General features: G+C 56.1%; 18 protein-coding genes. 2 read left to right on the plus strand and 16 right to left on the minus strand.

Translation table 11 applies throughout. The features are described from left to right. Positions 1 to 39 precede the first annotated feature (39 nt). A complete protein-coding gene (gene pta / locus FOV68_RS05140; protein ID WP_031292718.1) occupies positions 40 to 2172 on the plus strand; it encodes a phosphate acetyltransferase in 2133 nt (710 codons plus the stop codon). A gap of 111 nt (positions 2173 to 2283) precedes the next feature. On the opposite strand, the gene yfcD is transcribed toward pta, so the two are convergent. After that, positions 2284 to 2808, minus strand: a complete 525-nt coding sequence (gene yfcD, locus FOV68_RS05145) for an NUDIX hydrolase YfcD (protein ID WP_010258035.1) — start codon at positions 2806 to 2808, stop codon at positions 2284 to 2286. A gap of 108 nt (positions 2809 to 2916) precedes the next feature. Continuing rightward, a complete protein-coding gene (yfcF, locus tag FOV68_RS05150; RefSeq protein ID WP_031590601.1) occupies positions 2917 to 3558 on the minus strand; it encodes a glutathione transferase in 642 nt (213 codons plus the stop codon). 182 nt (positions 3559 to 3740) lie between these two features. On the opposite strand from yfcF, the gene FOV68_RS05155 reads away from it, so the two are divergent. Beyond that, positions 3741 to 4640 (plus strand): TIGR01777 family oxidoreductase, encoded by a 900-nt coding sequence (locus FOV68_RS05155; protein WP_031590600.1) that lies wholly within the window; start codon positions 3741 to 3743, stop codon positions 4638 to 4640. Positions 4641 to 4674: 34 nt separating this feature from the next. Here the strand turns inward: FOV68_RS05155 and hisP are convergent, their stop codons facing one another. The 14 genes from hisP to pdxB form a co-directional block, all read right to left on the minus strand. After that, positions 4675 to 5448: a histidine ABC transporter ATP-binding protein HisP gene (gene hisP / locus FOV68_RS05160; RefSeq protein WP_010258014.1), complete on the minus strand. Its 774-nt coding sequence runs from the start codon at positions 5446 to 5448 to the stop codon at positions 4675 to 4677. A gap of 8 nt (positions 5449 to 5456) precedes the next feature. Beyond that, positions 5457 to 6173 carry an ABC transporter permease gene (locus FOV68_RS05165; RefSeq protein ID WP_010258010.1) on the minus strand — a complete coding sequence of 239 codons (717 nt, stop codon included), beginning with the start codon at positions 6171 to 6173 and terminating at the stop codon, positions 5457 to 5459. Continuing rightward, a complete protein-coding gene (locus FOV68_RS05170) occupies positions 6166 to 6855 on the minus strand; it encodes a histidine ABC transporter permease HisQ (RefSeq protein WP_010258006.1) in 690 nt (229 codons plus the stop codon). Before FOV68_RS05170 ends, FOV68_RS05165 begins: the two co-directional genes overlap by 8 nt. A gap of 181 nt (positions 6856 to 7036) precedes the next feature. Further along, positions 7037 to 7819, minus strand: a complete 783-nt coding sequence (gene argT, locus FOV68_RS05175) for a lysine/arginine/ornithine ABC transporter substrate-binding protein ArgT (RefSeq protein ID WP_010258004.1) — start codon at positions 7817 to 7819, stop codon at positions 7037 to 7039. 259 nt (positions 7820 to 8078) lie between these two features. After that, positions 8079 to 8648, minus strand: coding sequence for a UbiX family flavin prenyltransferase (locus FOV68_RS05180; RefSeq protein ID WP_010258003.1), 570 nt, complete (start codon positions 8646 to 8648; stop codon positions 8079 to 8081). 112 nt (positions 8649 to 8760) lie between these two features. Beyond that, positions 8761 to 10278 (minus strand): amidophosphoribosyltransferase, encoded by a 1518-nt coding sequence (gene purF / locus FOV68_RS05185; RefSeq protein WP_010258001.1) that lies wholly within the window; start codon positions 10276 to 10278, stop codon positions 8761 to 8763. A gap of 37 nt (positions 10279 to 10315) precedes the next feature. After that, positions 10316 to 10801, minus strand: a complete 486-nt coding sequence (cvpA, locus tag FOV68_RS05190) for a colicin V production protein (RefSeq protein WP_003854265.1) — start codon at positions 10799 to 10801, stop codon at positions 10316 to 10318. Between the two features lie 265 nt (positions 10802 to 11066). After that, on the minus strand, positions 11067 to 11855 hold the full coding sequence (dedD, locus tag FOV68_RS05195) for a cell division protein DedD (RefSeq protein WP_143990427.1): 789 nt from the start codon (positions 11853 to 11855) through the stop codon (positions 11067 to 11069). Continuing rightward, positions 11845 to 13113: a bifunctional tetrahydrofolate synthase/dihydrofolate synthase gene (folC, locus tag FOV68_RS05200; protein ID WP_115387310.1), complete on the minus strand. Its 1269-nt coding sequence runs from the start codon at positions 13111 to 13113 to the stop codon at positions 11845 to 11847. The genes dedD and folC overlap by 11 nt, the downstream gene beginning before the upstream one ends. A gap of 94 nt (positions 13114 to 13207) precedes the next feature. Continuing rightward, entirely contained in the window at positions 13208 to 14122 is a 915-nt protein-coding gene (accD, locus tag FOV68_RS05205; protein WP_031590594.1) for an acetyl-CoA carboxylase, carboxyltransferase subunit beta, read from the minus strand. A 144-nt stretch (positions 14123 to 14266) separates the two neighbouring features. Then, positions 14267 to 14929 carry a DedA family protein gene (locus FOV68_RS05210; protein WP_031590592.1) on the minus strand — a complete coding sequence of 221 codons (663 nt, stop codon included), beginning with the start codon at positions 14927 to 14929 and terminating at the stop codon, positions 14267 to 14269. 29 nt (positions 14930 to 14958) lie between these two features. Continuing rightward, positions 14959 to 15762 (minus strand): tRNA pseudouridine(38-40) synthase TruA, encoded by an 804-nt coding sequence (truA, locus tag FOV68_RS05215; RefSeq protein ID WP_008926481.1) that lies wholly within the window; start codon positions 15760 to 15762, stop codon positions 14959 to 14961. Between the two features lie 2 nt (positions 15763 to 15764). After that, on the minus strand, positions 15765 to 16772 hold the full coding sequence (locus FOV68_RS05220; RefSeq protein ID WP_022625082.1) for an aspartate-semialdehyde dehydrogenase: 1008 nt from the start codon (positions 16770 to 16772) through the stop codon (positions 15765 to 15767). Between the two features lie 302 nt (positions 16773 to 17074). Then, positions 17075 to 18208 carry a 4-phosphoerythronate dehydrogenase PdxB gene (gene pdxB, locus FOV68_RS05225; protein WP_033788195.1) on the minus strand — a complete coding sequence of 378 codons (1134 nt, stop codon included), beginning with the start codon at positions 18206 to 18208 and terminating at the stop codon, positions 17075 to 17077. Between the last annotated feature and the right edge of the window lie 46 nt (positions 18209 to 18254).

An 18254-nucleotide genomic window follows, 5' to 3' on the forward strand; every position in this document is an offset into this window, starting at 1 on the left:
CTGCCATTACTGAGAGGTTCAAACGTGTCACGTACAATTATGCTCATTCCGACCGGCACCAGCGTCGGCCTGACCAGCGTCAGCCTCGGCGTTATCCGCGCCATGGAGCGCAAAGGCGTTCGACTCAGCGTCTTTAAGCCGATTGCTCAGCCGCGTACCGGCGGAGATACGCCGGATCAAACCACCACTATTATCCGTAAGAACTCTTCGATTCCTGCCGCTGAACCGCTGCAGATGTCACGTGTTGAATCACTGCTGGGATCGAACCAGCAGGATGTGCTGATGGAAGAGATCATCTCCCGTTACCATGCCAACACGCAGAATGCGGAAGTGGTGCTGGTTGAAGGTCTGGTCCCTACCCGTAAGCATCAGTTCGCCAACGCGCTGAACTATGAAATCGCGAAAACCCTGAATGCGGAAATCGTCTTCGTGATGGCGCTGGGCAATGACTCTCCGGCACAGCTGAAAGAGCGCATTGAACTGACGCAGAGCAGCTTCGGCGGTCAGAAGAATAAAAATATCACTGGTGTGATCATCAATAAACTCAACGCGCCGGTCGATGATCAGGGGCGTACCCGCCCTGACCTGTCAGAAATTTTTGATGACTCGTCAAAAGCCAGCATCGCCAATATCGATCCTAAGCAGTTGTTCTCAGACAGCCCGCTGCCGGTACTGGGCTGCGTGCCGTGGAGCTTTGATCTGATCGCCACCCGCGCAATCGATATGTGCCGTCACCTGGACGCGCGCATCATCAACGAAGGTGAGATTCAGACCCGCCGGGTTAAATCGGTCACCTTCTGCGCCCGTAGTATCCCGCACATGCTGGAGCATTTCCGCCCAGGCTCACTGCTGGTGACTTCCGCAGACCGCCCGGATGTGCTGGTCGCCGCCTGCCTGGCCGCCATGAACGGCATTGAGATTGGCGCTATCCTGCTGACCGGTAACTACGAGATTGACGATCGCATCGCGCGTCTCTGTGACCGTGCCTTCCAGACCGGCCTGCCGGTGTTTATGGTGAAAACCAATACCTGGCAGACCTCTCTGAGCCTGCAGAGCTTTAATCTTGAAGTGCCCGCTGACGATACGCAGCGCATCGAGAAAGTGCAGGAATATGTTGCCAGCTACATTAATGCTGACTGGATTGAGTCACTGACCGCCACGTCAGAGCGCAGCCGTCGCCTGTCGCCACCGGCCTTCCGCTATCAGCTGACTGAGCTGGCGCGTAAAGCAGGCAAACGCGTGGTGCTGCCAGAGGGTGACGAGCCGCGTACGGTCAAAGCGGCCGCTATCTGTGCTGAACGCGGTATCGCTACCTGCGTACTGTTAGGCAACCCGGATGAGATTCAGCGCGTCGCTGCGGCTCAGGGTGTCGAACTGGGCAAAGGGGTTGAGATTGTTGATCCGGAACAGGTGCGTGAAAACTACGTGCCGCGTCTGGTCGAGCTGCGTAAGAGCAAAGGCATGACCGAAGTGGTCGCCCAGGAACAACTGGAAGATAACGTGGTGCTGGGCACCATGATGCTGGAGAGCGGTGAAGTGGATGGCCTGGTTTCAGGTGCGGTTCACACCACCGCCAACACCATTCGTCCGCCTCTGCAGCTGATCAAAACTGCGCCTAACAGCTCACTGGTTTCATCGGTGTTCTTTATGCTGCTGCCGGAGCAGGTGCTGGTTTACGGTGACTGCGCGATTAACCCGGATCCAACCGCTGAGCAGCTCGCTGAGATCGCTATTCAGTCAGCCGACTCTGCTAAAGCCTTTGGTATCGATCCACGTGTTGCGATGATCTCCTACTCTACCGGCACGTCAGGTGCAGGCAGCGACGTTGAAAAAGTGCGTGAAGCAACGCGTATCGCGCAGGAAAAACGTCCTGATCTGGTCATCGATGGTCCGCTGCAGTATGACGCCGCGATCATGGAAGACGTGGCGAAATCGAAAGCGCCAGATTCACAGGTTGCCGGTCGCGCCACCGTGTTTATCTTCCCGGATCTGAACACCGGTAACACCACGTATAAAGCGGTACAGCGTTCAGCCGATCTGATCTCAATCGGGCCGATGCTGCAGGGTATGCGTAAGCCGGTTAACGACCTTTCGCGCGGTGCGCTGGTTGATGACATCGTCTATACCATCGCCTTAACCGCCATTCAGTCTCAGCAGGCTGAACAAGGCTAAGCGTCAGGTAAGAACAAAAAAGGCATGCCCCACAGGGCATGCCTTTTTTTCGCCGGTAACAGAGCCGGAGGCTTTAACGCGGATCGCTGAGAGGTGTTAAAGCGCCCGTTTTCAGGCCCGGTTATCACCGTTGCGGCTCATCCACAGAGAGAGCGCTTTCAGCGAATCGTCAGTGAACTCATCACAACGTGCGGTGATCTCGTCGGGCGTCATCCAGATAATCTCATCGACTTCCGATTCCTGCATGGCGAACGGCCCGTGTGACACACAACTGAACAGTCCACCCCAGACGCGACAGTGCTGATCTTCAAAGTAGAATTTGCCATGCTCAGCAAACGGCACCGCGGCAATTCCTAACTCCTCTTCCGCTTCACGTCGCGCAGACTCCAGCATATCTTCACCGCTCTGCACCACGCCGCCTGCGGTTGCGTCCAGTTTGCCCGGCATAAAATCTTTTATCTCAGTGCGACGCTGCACCAGAATCTTGCCCATACCGTCATGAACCACAATATAGGTAGCGCGGTGACGCAGGCACTCAGCGCGCATCTGCGCACGTGTTGCCTGAGCAACAACTTCATTCTCTTCGTTTACGATATCGACCCACTCGATGCCGTCACCCGCAGTTTGATCCACCATCCGTAACCCTTTCCTGTTTGGCGTACACTTGGGTACGCAGTTTGCCACGTCTTTATTTTTATGTGGCGTAAGGTAATCACTTCCGTCAGCCTGAGCAAGCCCTGGCTGTTACCGATTTTTACCACTTTCTGCTAACCACAGCTGTACAGAGGCTCGCTGCCACTGAAACTCAGCATAATCCCGCAGACGTGCAGGCAAGGGATCACCATGCAATACCAGTCGGTTAAGCATCACCGCCAGATCGGTATCCGCAATTGACCACTCGCCAAACAGGTTCTGTTGCCCGTCCGGCAGCAGGCGATCGACGGCCATAACGAGTTTATCCACCGCCTGCTGCGCTGATGCGGTCAGCGGTGAAAAGCGCTCACCGGCAAACAGCACTTCTGTGGGACGCTCCTGACGTATCCACAGGAAGTCACTGCGCAGCCAGGCCTGAATCTCTCTGGCGCGTGCACGCTTCTCGCGGTCGCGGGGATAGAGACGCTCAAACTCGGGCGCCGGAAAGCGCTCTTCAAGATATTCGGTAATCGCCGAGGATTCGCTTAACAGGAACGCATCAATCTGCAGAGTCGGTACCCGGCAGGTCAGCGACAGCTCGCGGTAAGCCGCGGCGTATTGCTGATTCTGCGACAAATCGACGCGCTTCAGCTGAAAAGGGATCCCTTTTTCGGTAAGAGCAACATAGGCCGACATGGCGTAAGGACTGAAAAATGATGAATCTGACCACAGGGTGATGGACGGATAATTCATCGGTTACCTCAATTGGCTGTCAGGGTTGCATCATGTTTACCGATTTTTTTTTGGGAAGGCAACGCTGAGCTGATCCGATCTCTTCCTCCGGAATAAGAAAGCGCGACGCGACTCACGATAGAGTGGCTCGACTCTTCTATGCTGAAAGGTGCAAATAACAAAAACATCAAGGGAGCCGCAACATGCATATTCTTATTACCGGTGGCACGGGACTGATTGGCCGTCACCTGATTCCGCGCCTGCAGCAGCTGGGGCATCAGATCAGCGTGGTGACGCGTGACGTGGTCAGCGCGCGTGAAAAACTGGGCGACGAGGTCGCGCTCTGGTCAGGGCTGGCGCAACAGTCGAACCTGGATACGATCGATGCGGTCATTAATCTGGCGGGAGAACCTATTGCCGACAAACGCTGGACGGAGCCGCATAAACAGCAGCTGTGTGAAAGCCGCTGGCAGATAACCGAGCAGATCGTCTCACTGATCAACGCCAGCGCCACGCCACCGTCCGTGCTGATCTCAGGTTCGGCAACCGGCTTTTATGGCAACACCGGCGATCTGGTGCTGACTGAAGAGGATCAGGGTCAGGATGAGTTTACTCATCAGCTTTGCGCCCGCTGGGAGCAGCTGGCGCTCGCGGCTGAAAGCGAACGCACCCGCGTCTGCCTGCTGCGAACCGGCGTGGTGCTGGCGCCCGAGGGCGGCGCACTCAGCAAAATGAAGCTGCCCTTTAAACTCGGCATCGGCGGGCCGATTGGCAGTGGTAAACAGTACATGCCGTGGATTCACATTGATGACATGCTAAACGCCATTATCTGGCTGCTGGAGCATGACGATCTGCGGGGGCCGTTCAATATGGTCGCTCCCTACGCGGTGCGTAACGAGCAGTTTGCCGCCACCCTGGGCCGGGTGATGCATCGTCCGGCCTTTATGCGCACGCCTGCCAGCGCCATTAAACTGATGATGGGCGAATCGTCGGTGCTGGTGCTGGGAGGACAGCATGTGCTGCCAAAGCGGCTGGAAGCCTCAGGCTTTGGCTTCCGCTGGTACGATCTGCAGGAGGCGTTGCAGGATGTTGTGAAGCATTAATCCTGGCCCGCGCCAGCGAGACGCGGGCGCGGGATTACTTCAGCGATCCCTTGAGGAACTGCTGTAAACGCGGGCTTTTTGGGCTGCCGAACAGTTCCGCAGGTGGCCCCTGCTCTTCGATTTTGCCCTGATGCAGGAAAATGACATGGCTGGAGACGTGGCGGGCAAATTCCATCTCGTGGGTCACGACCACCATGGTTTTGCCCTCCTCCGCCAGTTTCTGCATGATGCGCAGTACTTCCCCGACCAGCTCCGGATCAAGCGCCGAAGTGGGTTCGTCAAACAGCAACACCTCTGGCTCCATCGCCAGAGCGCGCGCAATCGACACACGCTGCTGCTGACCGCCGGAGAGGTGAACCGGATATTTTGCCTGCGCCCGCGCATCAATCCCGACTTTATCGAGGTATTTGATGGCACGCTCACGCGCTGCCGCTTTACTCAGCCCCAGCACCTGAATCGGGGCTTCCATCACGTTTTCCAGCACGGTCATGTGACTCCACAGATTAAAGTGCTGGAACACCATGGTCAGGCTGGTACGTAACGCGCGCAGCTGCTCTTTGTCAGCCACTTTGAGCTGACCATCTTTGTCACGGACTAAGGTGATTTGTTGGTTATTCACCATGATGCTGCCTTCACTCGGTTTTTCGAGGAAGTTGATGCAGCGTAAAAAGGTACTTTTCCCTGAGCCGGACGATCCAATGATACTGATCACATCGCCCGCTTTAGCAGTTAACGAGACCCCTTTCAGCACTTCATGTTCACCGTAACGCTTATGCAATTCGGTGACGCTTAATTTATTGTCAGCCATAGTTCTACTCAATGCGATGAAGAGGGTTTCACGTGGGCCAGCCAGCGACGTTCCGCCAGGCGGAACAGGCTGATCAACACGTAAGAGATAATCAGGTACAACACAGCCGCCAGACCAAAGGCGGTAAACGGCTGATAGGTCGCCGAGTTAATATCCCGCGCGATTTTCAGCAGATCCGGTACGGTAGCGGTGAAGGCCAGCGCCGTGGAGTGCAGCATCAGAATCACTTCATTGCTGTAGGCCGGCAGTGCCGTACGCAGCGCCGATGGCAGGATAATGCAGCGATAGAGTTTAAAGGTGGAGAAGCCGTACGCCCGTGCCGCCTCAATTTCACCGTGTGGCACCGAGCGAATCGCACCGGCAAAAATTTCCGTGGTGTAGGCGCAGGTGTTGAGGGTGAAGGCGAGCAACGTACAGTTCAGACCGCTGCGGAAAAATGCATTCAGCAGTTCGGTGCCTTTCACAATCTCCAGCGTGTACATGCCGGAGTAGAACACCAGCAGCTGCACATAGAGCGGCGTGCCACGAAACACATAGGTGAAGAGCCAGACCGGAAAGCTGATAAACCGGTTAGGGGAAACCCGCGCTATCGCCAGCAGGATTGCCAGACATCCGCCAATGGTGACCGAGAGGATCAGCAGCCACAGGGTGATAGCCACACCAGTAAAACGATAACCGTCAGTCCAGAGCAGCGATTTCCAGTATTCCTGAATAATATCAATCATAACTCGCCCTCTTCACACCCACCGTATAACGCCGGTTGAGCCACCACAGCACACCGTTTGATAGCGTGGTGAACACCAGATAAATCACACCGGCCACAATGGCGAAGTAGAACGGCTGCCAGGTACTTTTTCCTGCCAGCTGCGTCGCCTTCACCACATCTTCCAGCCCCAGCAGCGAGACCAGCGCGGTGGCTTTCAGAATCACCTGCCAGTTGTTGCCGATGCCTGGCAGCGCGTAGCGCATCATGGCCGGAAACAGAATGCGGCGGAACACCTGCGCGCCGGTAAAGCCAAACGCGGTTGCTGCTTCAATCTGCCCCTGAGGCACGGCCATAAAGGCGCCGCGGAACGTTTCGGTGAAGTAGGCACCATAGATAAAGCCGAGCGTGATGATACCGGCGACCATCGGGTCGATATCAAACTGCGCCATGCCCAGTGCATCGGTTATCTGGTTGAGGACAATCTGCAGACCGTAGAAGATCAGCAGCATCAGTACGAGGTCTGGCACGCCACGAATCAGTGTGGTGTAGCCTTCAAAAATCATCGCCAGTGGCCGGCTGCGCGACAGTTTCGCGCCTGCGCCAATCAGGCCCAGCAGCACTGCAAGCACGACGGAAGTGAGCGCCAGCTCCAGCGTCACCAGCGTGCCCCGAAGAATTACATCAGAATAGCCATACAGCATCGAAAGGGTCCTGTCGTGGGGTGAAAACGAAACGCTGCCCGCCAACAATCGACGGGCAGTTTAGCTTTACCTCTCTGTTGCAGATGCCATCCGCCATCAGCGGAAAAGAACCCGATTCTGCACCTGGCAGAACCGGCTCAGACCCGGCAAAACGGATACAGAGGGTAAAGCGACAGGATGGTTAATCGCCGTACACGTTGAAATCGAAGTATTTCTTCGCAATCTTGTCGTAGGTGCCATCTTTACGCATGTCAGCAAAGGCTTTGTCGATGGCGGCTTTCAGTTCGCTGTCATCTTTACGCAGTCCCATGCCGGTACCGACGCCAAAAATCTTGTCATCTTTCACGGCCGGACCGGCGAAGGCGTAATTTTTACCGACCGGCTGCTTCAGGAATCCTTCGCTGGCCTGCACTTCGTCCTGGAAGGCTGCATCAATACGACCGGCATTCAGATCCTGATAGACCAGATCCTGGTTAGCATAAGGCGTGACGTTCACCCCTTTTGGCCGCCAGTTCTGATTGGCGTAAGTTTCCTGCGTGGTGCCCTGCAGCAGACCGATATTTTTGCCTTTCAGCGACTCAATGGTCGGCTCAATTTTCGACCCCTTCGGCGCGACTAAACGCGCGTTAGCGGCGTAGAGTTTTTCCGAGAAGGCGATCTCTTCCTGACGTTTCGCTGTGATGGAAAGTGAGGAGATGATGGCATCAATTTTCTTCGCTTTCAGCGAAGGGATCAGCGCATCAAAGTCGCTCTCAACGTAGGTGCATTGGGTATGAATACGTTTACAGATTTCGTTAGCGAGGTCGATATCGAAGCCCACTAACTTGCCTTGCGCGTTTTTCGACTCAAACGGTGGGTAAGTTGGATCTGTGCCGATACGGATAGAACCCGGAACCGCCGCGAAAACGCTGGCAGCACTGGATAAGCCCAGCATCAGGGAAAGAGCCAGAACACGCTTTTTCATAGATTACCCTCAAGTGAAGTGCTTTTTGTTATGTGGTTCGTGATGTGTTTGCGCAAAGTAATTTGCATGTTTCATGCCAGTTCTGCAAGTTAACCACGCTGTTAGCGTGATGTCAGACAGGCGAAAACGCTGTGTTTGTGAGGGGAATATAGCAGTGAAGTAAAAGAGAAAAAGCGACGATGTTAACTTTTGGTGCGTCAAATGCACGAAGAGTGATCCGAGGCGCGCTTATGCACTAAATAAGTGCGCCAGCGGAACTTTATGCACCCTGCCAGCGCGTGAAGAGATCTTCCGATAATTCGATATCAAACTGGTCGATAACCCGGTTTACGGTCTGATCGATCAGCTGATCGATCGTTTCAGGCCGATGATAAAATGCCGGCACAGGTGGCATGATAATGGCACCCAGCTCTGCGGCAGTGGTCATCATTCGCAGATGGCCAACATGCAGCGGGGTTTCGCGCACGCACAGCACCAGCTTACGCTGCTCTTTTAACACCACGTCAGCCGCACGGGTCAGCAACGAGTCACTGTAACTGTGGACGATGCCAGAGAGCGTTTTCATTGAGCAGGGTAAAATCGCCATGCCCAGCGTTTTAAACGATCCAGATGAGATATTTGCTGCAATATCGCGCACGTCATGCACCACATCGGCCAGCGCCTGCACGTCACGCAGCGAATAATCGCTCTCCAGCCCCAGCGTCTGACGCGCCGCCTGACTCATAACCAGATGCGTTTCTACTTCTTCCACCTGCTGCAACACCTGCAGCATGCGCACGCCATAGATCACCCCGCTTGCGCCAGAGATGCCAATGATGAGTCGTTTCATATTCCAACCTTATGTCAGCCAATGGGCCATCATACGCGGCCTGCGGGTTTCTGAAAACAAACAGGGCGGGATTGCTCCCGCCCTGTTTTATGCTGCCCGCCTGCTGAAGGTATCAGCCTTCGTTGTGCAGCTCGAGGTTTTCGACTTCGTTCTGCCGCTGAAGTGCTTTGGCATCATCATTCCGCAGCGACTCGAGATACTCCAGATATTGCTGATCGACATCTTTCGTCACGTAAATGCCGTTGAACACCGAGCACTCAAATTGTGCAATGTCCGGATTCTCTTCGCGTACCGCTTCAATCAGATCGTCCAGATCCTGGAAGATCAGTGCATCGGCTTTAATCAGCTGGCGAATCTCTTCCACTTCACGGCCATGTGCAATCAGTTCCGTGGCGCTGGGCATATCAATACCGTAGACGTTCGGGAAACGAATTTCCGGCGCCGCTGACGCCAGATAAACCCGTTTTGCGCCCGCTTCACGTGCCATCTCAATGATCTGCTCTGAGGTGGTACCGCGAACAATAGAATCATCCACCAGCAGCACATTTTTATCACGGAATTCGGCGCGGTTAGCGTTGAGCTTGCGGCGCACCGCGCTGCGACGTAACTGCTGACCCGGCATGATAAAAGTACGGCCAACGTACCGGTTCTTCACGAAGCCCTGGCGATAGGGTTTGTCGAGAATACGTGCAATTTCCAGCGCGATATCGGTGGAAGTTTCAGGGATCGGAATCACGACGTCGATATCGAGATCTTCCCACTCGCGCGCAATTTTCTCACCCAGCTTGGTGCCCATACGGACACGGGCGCTGTAGACCGAGATTTTGTCGAGGAAGGAGTCGGGACGCGCAAAATAGACATACTCGAACAGGCACGGATTGCTTTTCGGATTTTCAGCGCACTGGCGGGTAGAGAGCTGGCCCGCTTCAGTCACATAAACCGCTTCACCCGGTGCGACGTCACGGATGAACTCAAAGCCCAGCGTATCCAGCGCCACGCTCTCGGAGGCGACCATATATTCGGTGCGACCATCAGCGATAACGCGCTTGCCCAGTACCAGCGGACGGATACCGTTAGGATCACGGAAGGCGACCATACCGTGGCCGATAATCATCGACACCACCGCATAGGCACCGCGCACCTGCTGATGCACGGCAGCAACCGCAGCAAAGATGTTGTCGGCTGTCAGCGGATCGTTTTGAAAACGATCTAACTCCTGCGCAAAAATGTTCAGCAGGATTTCAGAATCTGAGGTGGTATTAACGTGACGGCGGCCCTTTTCAAACAGGTGCTTACGCAGCACGTGGGCGTTGGTCAGGTTACCGTTGTGCGCCAGGGTGATGCCATACGGGGAGTTTACATAGAATGGCTGCGCTTCAGAGGCACTGGAGCTTCCCGCGGTTGGATAACGCGCGTGACCGATCCCCATATTGCCCTGCAGACGCTGCATGTGGCGTGCTTCGAAAACGTCGCTGACCAGGCCGTTTGCCTTTCGCAGGCGAAAACATTTCAGCGCATCGATAGTACAAATGCCTGCGGCATCCTGCCCGCGGTGCTGGAGCACCGTTAACGCGTCATAGATCGACTGGTTGACCGGCATGAAACCGGTGATACCGACAATACCGCACATGTTGTCATTTCCTCATTAAGCCGCACTCCCGGTCACATCACCGGGGTAAAAAACTCGACGTGCTTTTCAGGTAATCAAAAAACCACCTGATTATATAACTGAACTCGGGAATGAGTTGAGACTGTTGCCAGTCCGGACTTTTGGAAAACCCAGTGAATGTATCGAGGAAGAACAGCAAAGCGGCTACGATCAGCACACCACGCAATGCCCCGAAACAGACGCCCAACACCCGGTCGGTTCCCGACAGGCCGGTTTTTTCCACCAGCGTGCCGATAACGTAGTTCACAATGGCCCCCACAATCAGGGTCGCCACAAACAGCACACCGATGGCGATACCGTTACGAACCAGTTCGTCGTCAAAACCTGTAAACCAGACTGCAAGGTAGGCGTAGTAATGACTGGCGACAAAAAACGCGCATCCCCAGGTAACAAGAGATAAGGCTTCCCGGACAAACCCACGGACCAGGCTGACCAGAGCCGAAAAACCAACTACCGCAATAATGACGTAATCAATCCAGATCATGAACTCTTCCAGCGCCAGTGCAATTGCACCCCTGCATCCAGTTCGGGGCGCATTCTAACAGAAAAAGAAAACGTTTGCGTAGCGGTTTTCTTTTTCTGCATCCATAAAAAAGGCGATGAAAAAAAACGCTATCGCCCGGGTGATTCTCAGCCGGACAGGCCGTTGAAAATCGTCACTTTTTTCCGCGGCAGCGCGCATTAAACGCGCTGCCTGAGGGGTCAAAGACGCTGCCTGTTACTGCTATCGGCAGCGCCAATCGCCCGTTTTAGCGGGCGCTGTAGGGCTTCACGACACCGCCCAGTCCGGAGATGCTTTTCAGCTCGCCAACCGCACTCTGCATTTTGGTTTTCGACGCATCCGGCCCAACATAAATGCGGGTGATCTGACCCTGTACCGGCGTTGAAGGAACGGTAAAGGCGCGATAGCCCGATAACCGCAACTGCGCGACAATCTCATTCACTTTGCTGGCGTTTTTCAGCGCACCTAACTGCACCACATAAGCCTGCCCTGCCGGCGCTGTCGTCTCTGCTGATTTTGGCGCCTCTTCCTGCTTCGGCTGTTCGACCACTTTAGGCTGTTCAACCGGTTTAGGTTTAGGCTGCTCCACGGCTTTTGGCTTCTGCTGTTCGACTGGCTTCTGCTTAGGCTGTTCTGTTACTTTCGGTTTCTGCTGCTCAACGACCTTCGGCTTCGTCACCGTCTGTGCGGGCACAGACTGATGGACCGGCGGCGGCGAGACCACTACCGGATCGCTCTCGTCTTCCGGTTGAGTCCGACCCTGCTCTGCCGTAGCGTTGGTTTTACCGTTGCCATTGCCATTGCTGCTGCTGACCGCATTGCCAGCGCCTTCCGGCGGTTGTGCCGGCAGCGACTGAGTTACCGGCGGCACCATTTCGCTGTCCTGCTGATCGTCAGGTTTCGGCACCAGCGGAATGGCGGCGAACTCCTCTTTGTAATGCTTTTTCTGACCATCCAGCAGCCCTGGCAGCACAATCACGCCAACGGCGACCAGAATAACGGTGCCGACTAAACGGTTCTGAAACTTACTTGCCACGTCCTTTCTCCGTTTCAATCGATTCCATGACCTGTGCAACGGTGTGGAATGAACCACATACCAGCACAATGTCCTGCGGCGCTGCCCGCTGGCGTGCCTGCTGCCAGGCGAGCTCAACCGAATTAAAAGCCTCGCCCTGCGGCAGGTTGTTCAGCAGTTGCTCAGCACTGGCGCCGCGCGGACCCTCAAGGGGCGCGCAGTACCAGGCATCGACTACCGGTGCCAGCGCCGCCAGCGTACCGGCGATATCTTTATCATGCAGCATGCCCACCACGGCATGCACTTTGCCGCGTTTCGGCAGTGCCGCCAGCCGCGACGCCAGATACGCTGCCGCATGCGGGTTATGGGCGACATCCAGAATAACGCGTGGTGATTCGCTGAGGGTCTGAAAACGGCCTGGCAGCATCGCCAGCGGCAGGCTGGCGCGAATCTGCGCCTCACTGACCTCAAGCCCGGAGACCCGCAGCGCCACCAGCGCGGTCGCCGCGTTAGGCAGCGGCACCTGCGGCAGCGGCAGATCGTTCAGCTCACCTGTCGCATCACGCAGTGACCAGCTTTCTGCCTGCGCATGCCACGACCAGTCACGGTTGCGCTGCAACAGCTGCGCACCTTTTTCCTGTGCGACCAGGGCAATACTCTGCGGCATATCTGGTTCACCCACTACCGCAGGTTTTCCTGCCCGGAACACACCCGCTTTTTCACGCCCGATGCTTTCACGATCCGGGCCAAGCCAGTCGGTGTGATCGAGCGCAATGCTGGTAACCACCGCGACATCGGCATCCACGATGTTTGTCGCATCCAGCCGTCCGCCGAGGCCGACTTCGAGGATCACGACATCCAGCTGCGCCTGGCGGAACAGATTCAACGCGGAGAGCGTGCCAAATTCAAAATAGGTCAGCGAAATATCAGCACGTCCGGCTTCAATCTCCGCAAAACTGGCGCAGTGCTGCGCTTCACTCAGCTCCTCTCCCTGAACCCGAACGCGCTCGGTATAGCGCACCAGATGCGGTGAGCTGTACACGCCAACGCGGTAACCCGCGGCGATCAGCAACGTTTCCAGGGTGCGACAGGTGGTGCCTTTGCCATTAGTACCGGCCACGGTAAAGACAAAAGGAGCGGGTTTCAGCAGGTCGAGACGAAGCGCAACCTGACGAATACGGTCCAGACCCAGTTCAATGGCCTGAGTATGCAGGTGCTCAAGATAATAAAGCCACGTGGCCAAAGGCGACGTGGCTTGGGGAAGGTGAAGATTGTCCATATGTCCCGTTTTGCTTATTTATACCTGGCAGGCTGCTGCTGCGGTATACGGTGCATTGGTAAGAGGTGCTTTGGACGCACCTCTCTATCTCCTGTCAGGCCTCGTTGCTTTCCGATTCAGTCGTCGCCGGAGCGGACTGTTCACCGTCATGCAGCGGTGCCGGCAGGTTCATCATTTTTGCCAGCAGGCTTGCCAGTTTGTAGCGCATTTCCGGACGGCGAATGATCATATCAATCGCGCCCTTTTCAATCAGGAACTCACTGCGCTGGAAGCCCGGCGGCAGTTTTTCACGCACGGTCTGCTCAATAACGCGTGGGCCGGCAAAGCCGATAAGTGCTTTAGGTTCCGCGATATTGAGGTCGCCCAGCATGGCAAAACTGGCCGAAACGCCACCCATGGTCGGGTCAGTCAGCACGGAAATGTAAGGCAGACCGCGCTCACGCATTTTTGCCAGCGCCGCACTGGTTTTCGCCATCTGCATCAGCGACTGCAGCGCTTCCTGCATACGCGCCCCGCCGCTGGCGGAGAAGCAGATCAGCGGGCAGTTATCTTCTAACGCCTGCTCGACCGCACGTACAAAACGCGCACCGACCACTGAGCCCATTGAACCGCCCATAAAGGCAAATTCAAAGGCTGCCGCAACAACCGGCATGCCGTGCAGCTGACCTTTCATGACCACCAGCGCATCTTTCTCACCGGTGTCTTTCTGGGCCGCTACCAGACGATCTTTGTACTTTTTGGAGTCACGGAACTTGAGCAGATCTTTAGGTTCAAGTTCACTACCCAGCTCAACCATCGTGCCCTGATCGAGGACACTGCCGAGGCGCTCACGGGCGTGCATACGCATGTGATGGTCACACTTCGGGCAGACCTCAAGATTACGCTCCAGCTCGGCGCGGTAGAGAACCTGACCACAGCTGTCACACTTGGTCCAGACCCCTTCCGGGATACTGGCTTTGCGCACAGGCGTTCCGGTGCTTTTATTAAGAATGCGTTCAATCCAGCTCATTGATGACCTTTCTGTTTAAAACTGACCTGGTCCAGTCGTCTTGATACTGCTGAAAACCGCTTCAGCAGACGGTAAATGTCGCTCATTAAACCACAACCTGTTCAGACTGTGGATAAAAATCTGGTCTTACCCCTGAGCGCAGCCTTACGGCTGCTTCTGCTGCTTAGCCTGACGGCGATGACGCCAGACTTCAATCACACCTGGCAGAATCGAGACCAGGATAATGCCCACAATCAGCAGCTTCAGGTTTTCCTGCACCACCGGCAGATCGCCAAACAGGTAACCGGCATAGGAGAACAGCAACACCCAGAGCAGCGCACCCGTTACGTTGAACAGCGCGAAGTGGCGATAGGACATATGGCCCATACCGGCAACAAACGGCGCAAAGGTTCGCACGATCGGCACGAAGCGCGCCAGGATAATGGTTTTTCCGCCATGACGGGCATAAAACGCATGGGTTTTATCCAGATAGCTGCGACGGAAAATCTTCGAGTTCGGATTACTGAACAACCGTTCGCCAAACAGGCGGCCAATGGTGTAGTTCACTGCATCGCCCAGAACCGCGGCCACCACTAATAATGCCACCATCACATGCACATTAAGATCGTTACCCGGCAACGCCGCCAGTGCGCCCGCCACAAACAGCAACGAGTCACCCGGCAGGAAGGGCGTCACCACCAGACCGGTTTCGCAGAACAAAATCAGGAACAAAATAGCGTAAATCCAGATACCGTACTGTGCAACCAGTTCGGCAAGATGCACATCAATGTGCAGAATAAAATCAACCAGAAAATGGAGAAACTCCATGGCGCGCCCTTTTAAGTCCTGAAAGTGAATTAATCCGCGAGGAACAACGGTCCCATCGACGGCTGTGGTAACGCAAAGTGGGATGGGTAATCCACCGCCACCAGATACAACCCCTCTGCCCGGGCTGTGGCTGCGGCTAATGTCCGATCCTTCGCCGCCAGCAGCGTTGCCATCCATGACTCCGGCTTATTGCCGCAGCCTATCTCCATCAGGCTGCCCACGATATTGCGCACCATGTGATGCACAAAGGCGTTGGCTTTGATATCCACAATCACGTAGGGACCCTGACGCGTCACGTTGAGGTGAATCACGTTGCGCCACGGTGTACGCGACTGGCACTGCACCGCGCGGAATGAGGTGAAATCATTCTCGCCTAACAAACACTGTCCGGCGCGCTGCATCTTCTCCGCATCCAGTGGATGGTAAAAGTGCGTCACGCCCTGCGCCAGCACCGCCGGACGCAGACGCTGGTTGTAGATCAGGTAGCGATAGCGTCGGGCCGTGGCGCTGAAGCGGGCATGAAATTCATCCGGCACCGCTTTCACCCAGCGCACCGCAATATCCGGCGGCAGATTGGCGTTGACGCCCAGCGTCCAGGCGCCATCAGGCCGCTGCGAAGTGGTCTCGAAATGGACCACCTGCCCCGTCCCGTGTACGCCTGCATCGGTGCGGCCAGCACAAAAAATACTGACCGGATGATCGGCGACTTTCGACAGCGCGCGCTCTACCTTTTCCTGCACGCTGCGGACTTCATTCTGACGCTGCCAGCCGTAGTAACGGCTGCCGTCATACTCGATGCCGAGCGCCAGTTTTTGCGTCTGACCATCGGACATGGTTACAGATACTCCTGAACCAGTTTCTCAGCGGTTTTCACCGCCATCAGCGCGCCGCCAAAACGAATGTTGTCCGCCACTGACCAGAACTGCAGCAGTTCCGGGATACCGTAGTCGTTGCGCACAGCGCCGATGCTCAGTTCGCCGTTGCCTGAGGCATCCGTGACCGGCGTCGGCACTTCATCCTCTTCGCTCAGACGAATATCTGACGCCAGCGCCAGTTCGGCACGCGCTTCTTCAGCAGAGAGCGGGCGCAGGTTTTCGATATGCACAATCTGCGCATTACCGTAGAACACCGGAGCCTGTACGCTGCTGACCGCAATCGGTAAGCCTTCATCCTGCAATACCTTACGCACCTGATCAATCAGGCGACGCTCACTCTCCACGCTGCCTTCTGCGTCGGCCTGTTGTGGCATCAGGTTAAACGCCAGCTGACGACCAAAATGGTGTTCATCGGCCGGAATACCGTTCAGCAGACGGGCACTTTCCCCGGCCAGCGCATCCACAGCCACTTTGCCGTAGCTGGAGACTGAGATCAGGTTAGTCACCTGTAAACGACTCAATCCGGCCGCATCCACCAGCGGTTTAATTGCGGTCAGCAGCTGGCTTACCAGGTTGTCCGCCACGCTGATGATGTTGCGATTGCGATAATCTGCCAGCACCTGCGGATTCACATCCGGCACCACCAGCGGCACATCGGGTTCCAGCGCAAACAGCTCGCTGCTGTCGATTACCAGACAACCGGCATTGGCCGCTTCATCGGCAAAGCGCGCCGAGGCGTCACGTCCCGCCACGAAAAAGGCCAGCTGCGCCTGTGACCAGTCGAACGTCTCCGCATTTTCGACCCGCACCGAGCGGCCTTCGAAACGTTTGATTTCGCCTGCGCTGTTTTCGCTGGCCAGCAAATATAATTCACCAACCGGGAACTGGCGTTCCGCCAGCAGTTCCAGTACAGCGTTCCCTACTGCGCCTGTCGCGCCAAGTAGCGCAATATTCCAGCCGTCAGACATGTTGGTTTACTCCAGACAATGACATAAAAACAGAAGGCGGTGATATTCACCGCCCAGGGATTCAGATTTATCCCCGTCGTCTTTCACGTTGCATCTTTGTTGGCTGCGTTCACTCACCCGAATCACTTACCTGAGTATGCTCATCGGGATTCGTTCTCTTGCCGCCTCAATACAACCCGAAATCCATTGGGTATATCCCCCCGGAACCCGCCGTCATGCAGACATGCCAGCAGCGCGAGCCTTCCGTTCACTGATTAATTCAGTGCGGAAACCGCGCCGGGGCGCCTGACCTGCAGCGCCCGCTATTCCGGGGAGATGATTGCGTTAAAGCCCAGCTGGTTCAGCAGCTCAGCGGTTGTGGCGTCATCGCAGTTCACCTGCAGCGATGACCACTCGCGGCGCTCCTGATACTGCTTGCGCAGGCGATCAAACTCGCCGGGTTTTGCCGCCACTTTACGCAGGGGGGCATCATCGCGGCGCACATCATACACCAGATGCGCCAGGCGTTTCAGCGTTGGCTGATCCAGCGGGCCATTCAGGGTGATTTCACTGAATTCCGGCACCGGCAGTAAGGTGCTGAGCGGCACCTGCTGCGGCTGACCAATAAAGTCGCACCAGGCTTCAAACACCTGGGTGGTGCCGCGCGCTTTGCCTTCCAGCGTGTAGCCCGCGATGTGCGGCGTGGCGATATCGACCTTATCCAGCAGCGCCAGCGACAGATCCGGCTCCGGCTCCCAGACATCCAGCACGACGCTAAGATCGTGCCGCATTTTCAGCACCTCCAGCAGCGCGCTGTTGTCCACCACCGGGCCGCGACAGGCGTTGATCAGGATAGTATTAGGCTTTAGCGCCATCAGCAGCGCCGCATCCGCCAGGTGCCAGCTTTTATACGGGCCCTCTTTAAACAGCGGCGTATGGAACGTCAGAATATCAGCCTGCTCTGTCACGGCCTCCAGCGACAGGAAATCCCCCTCGTCACCGCGATCTGCGCGCGGCGGATCGCACAGCAGGGTTTTGATGCCCCAGGCCTCAAGACGCTTTTGCAGTCGCCCACCGACGTTACCGACGCCAACGATGCCGACAGTGCGGTCACGCAGCTGGAAACCATCGCGTTCCGCCAGCAGCAGCAGCGCAGAGAAAACATATTCCACCACCGCAATGGCGTTACAGCCGGGTGCGGCAGAGAACGCAATGCCCGCCTGCTGCAGCCAGTTCTCGTCGACATGATCGGTGCCCGCCGTGGCGGTTCCGACAAATTTCACCGGCTTTCCTGCCAGCAGGGCCTCATTAACCTGGGTGACTGAGCGCACCATCAGGCCATCGGCATCGGCCAGTTCAGCCACCGGCAGCGGACGCCCCGGCACCGCGACCACGTCGCCGGTGCGGCTGAATAGCTCACGGGCATAAGGCATATTTTCATCGACCAGAATTTTCACCACGGCTTTCCTGTCAGTTACATATCAGGCAATTATTCTGGCACAA

It is taken from the genome of Pantoea sp. paga (assembly GCF_007558755.1).
GTDB lineage: Bacteria > Pseudomonadota > Gammaproteobacteria > Enterobacterales > Enterobacteriaceae > Pantoea > Pantoea agglomerans.

Coding starts and splice junctions, on each gene's coding strand:
- folC (WP_115387310.1), bottom strand. CDS start 13,113: ATGGACAATCTTCACCTTCCCCAAGCCACGTCGCCTTTGGCCACGTGG.
- pta (WP_031292718.1), top strand. CDS start 40: ATGCTCATTCCGACCGGCACCAGCGTCGGCCTGACCAGCGTCAGCCTC.
- FOV68_RS05170 (WP_010258006.1), bottom strand. CDS start 6,855: ATGCTGTATGGCTATTCTGATGTAATTCTTCGGGGCACGCTGGTGACG.
- yfcF (WP_031590601.1), bottom strand. CDS start 3,558: ATGAATTATCCGTCCATCACCCTGTGGTCAGATTCATCATTTTTCAGT.
- FOV68_RS05210 (WP_031590592.1), bottom strand. CDS start 14,929: ATGGAGTTTCTCCATTTTCTGGTTGATTTTATTCTGCACATTGATGTG.
- FOV68_RS05220 (WP_022625082.1), bottom strand. CDS start 16,772: ATGTCTGACGGCTGGAATATTGCGCTACTTGGCGCGACAGGCGCAGTA.
- hisP (WP_010258014.1), bottom strand. CDS start 5,448: ATGGCTGACAATAAATTAAGCGTCACCGAATTGCATAAGCGTTACGGT.
- accD (WP_031590594.1), bottom strand. CDS start 14,122: ATGAGCTGGATTGAACGCATTCTTAATAAAAGCACCGGAACGCCTGTG.
- FOV68_RS05155 (WP_031590600.1), top strand. CDS start 3,741: ATGCATATTCTTATTACCGGTGGCACGGGACTGATTGGCCGTCACCTG.
- FOV68_RS05165 (WP_010258010.1), bottom strand. CDS start 6,173: ATGATTGATATTATTCAGGAATACTGGAAATCGCTGCTCTGGACTGAC.
- FOV68_RS05180 (WP_010258003.1), bottom strand. CDS start 8,648: ATGAAACGACTCATCATTGGCATCTCTGGCGCAAGCGGGGTGATCTAT.
- purF (WP_010258001.1), bottom strand. CDS start 10,278: ATGTGCGGTATTGTCGGTATCACCGGTTTCATGCCGGTCAACCAGTCG.
- cvpA (WP_003854265.1), bottom strand. CDS start 10,801: ATGATCTGGATTGATTACGTCATTATTGCGGTAGTTGGTTTTTCGGCT.
- argT (WP_010258004.1), bottom strand. CDS start 7,819: ATGAAAAAGCGTGTTCTGGCTCTTTCCCTGATGCTGGGCTTATCCAGT.
- truA (WP_008926481.1), bottom strand. CDS start 15,762: ATGTCCGATGGTCAGACGCAAAAACTGGCGCTCGGCATCGAGTATGAC.
- yfcD (WP_010258035.1), bottom strand. CDS start 2,808: ATGGTGGATCAAACTGCGGGTGACGGCATCGAGTGGGTCGATATCGTA.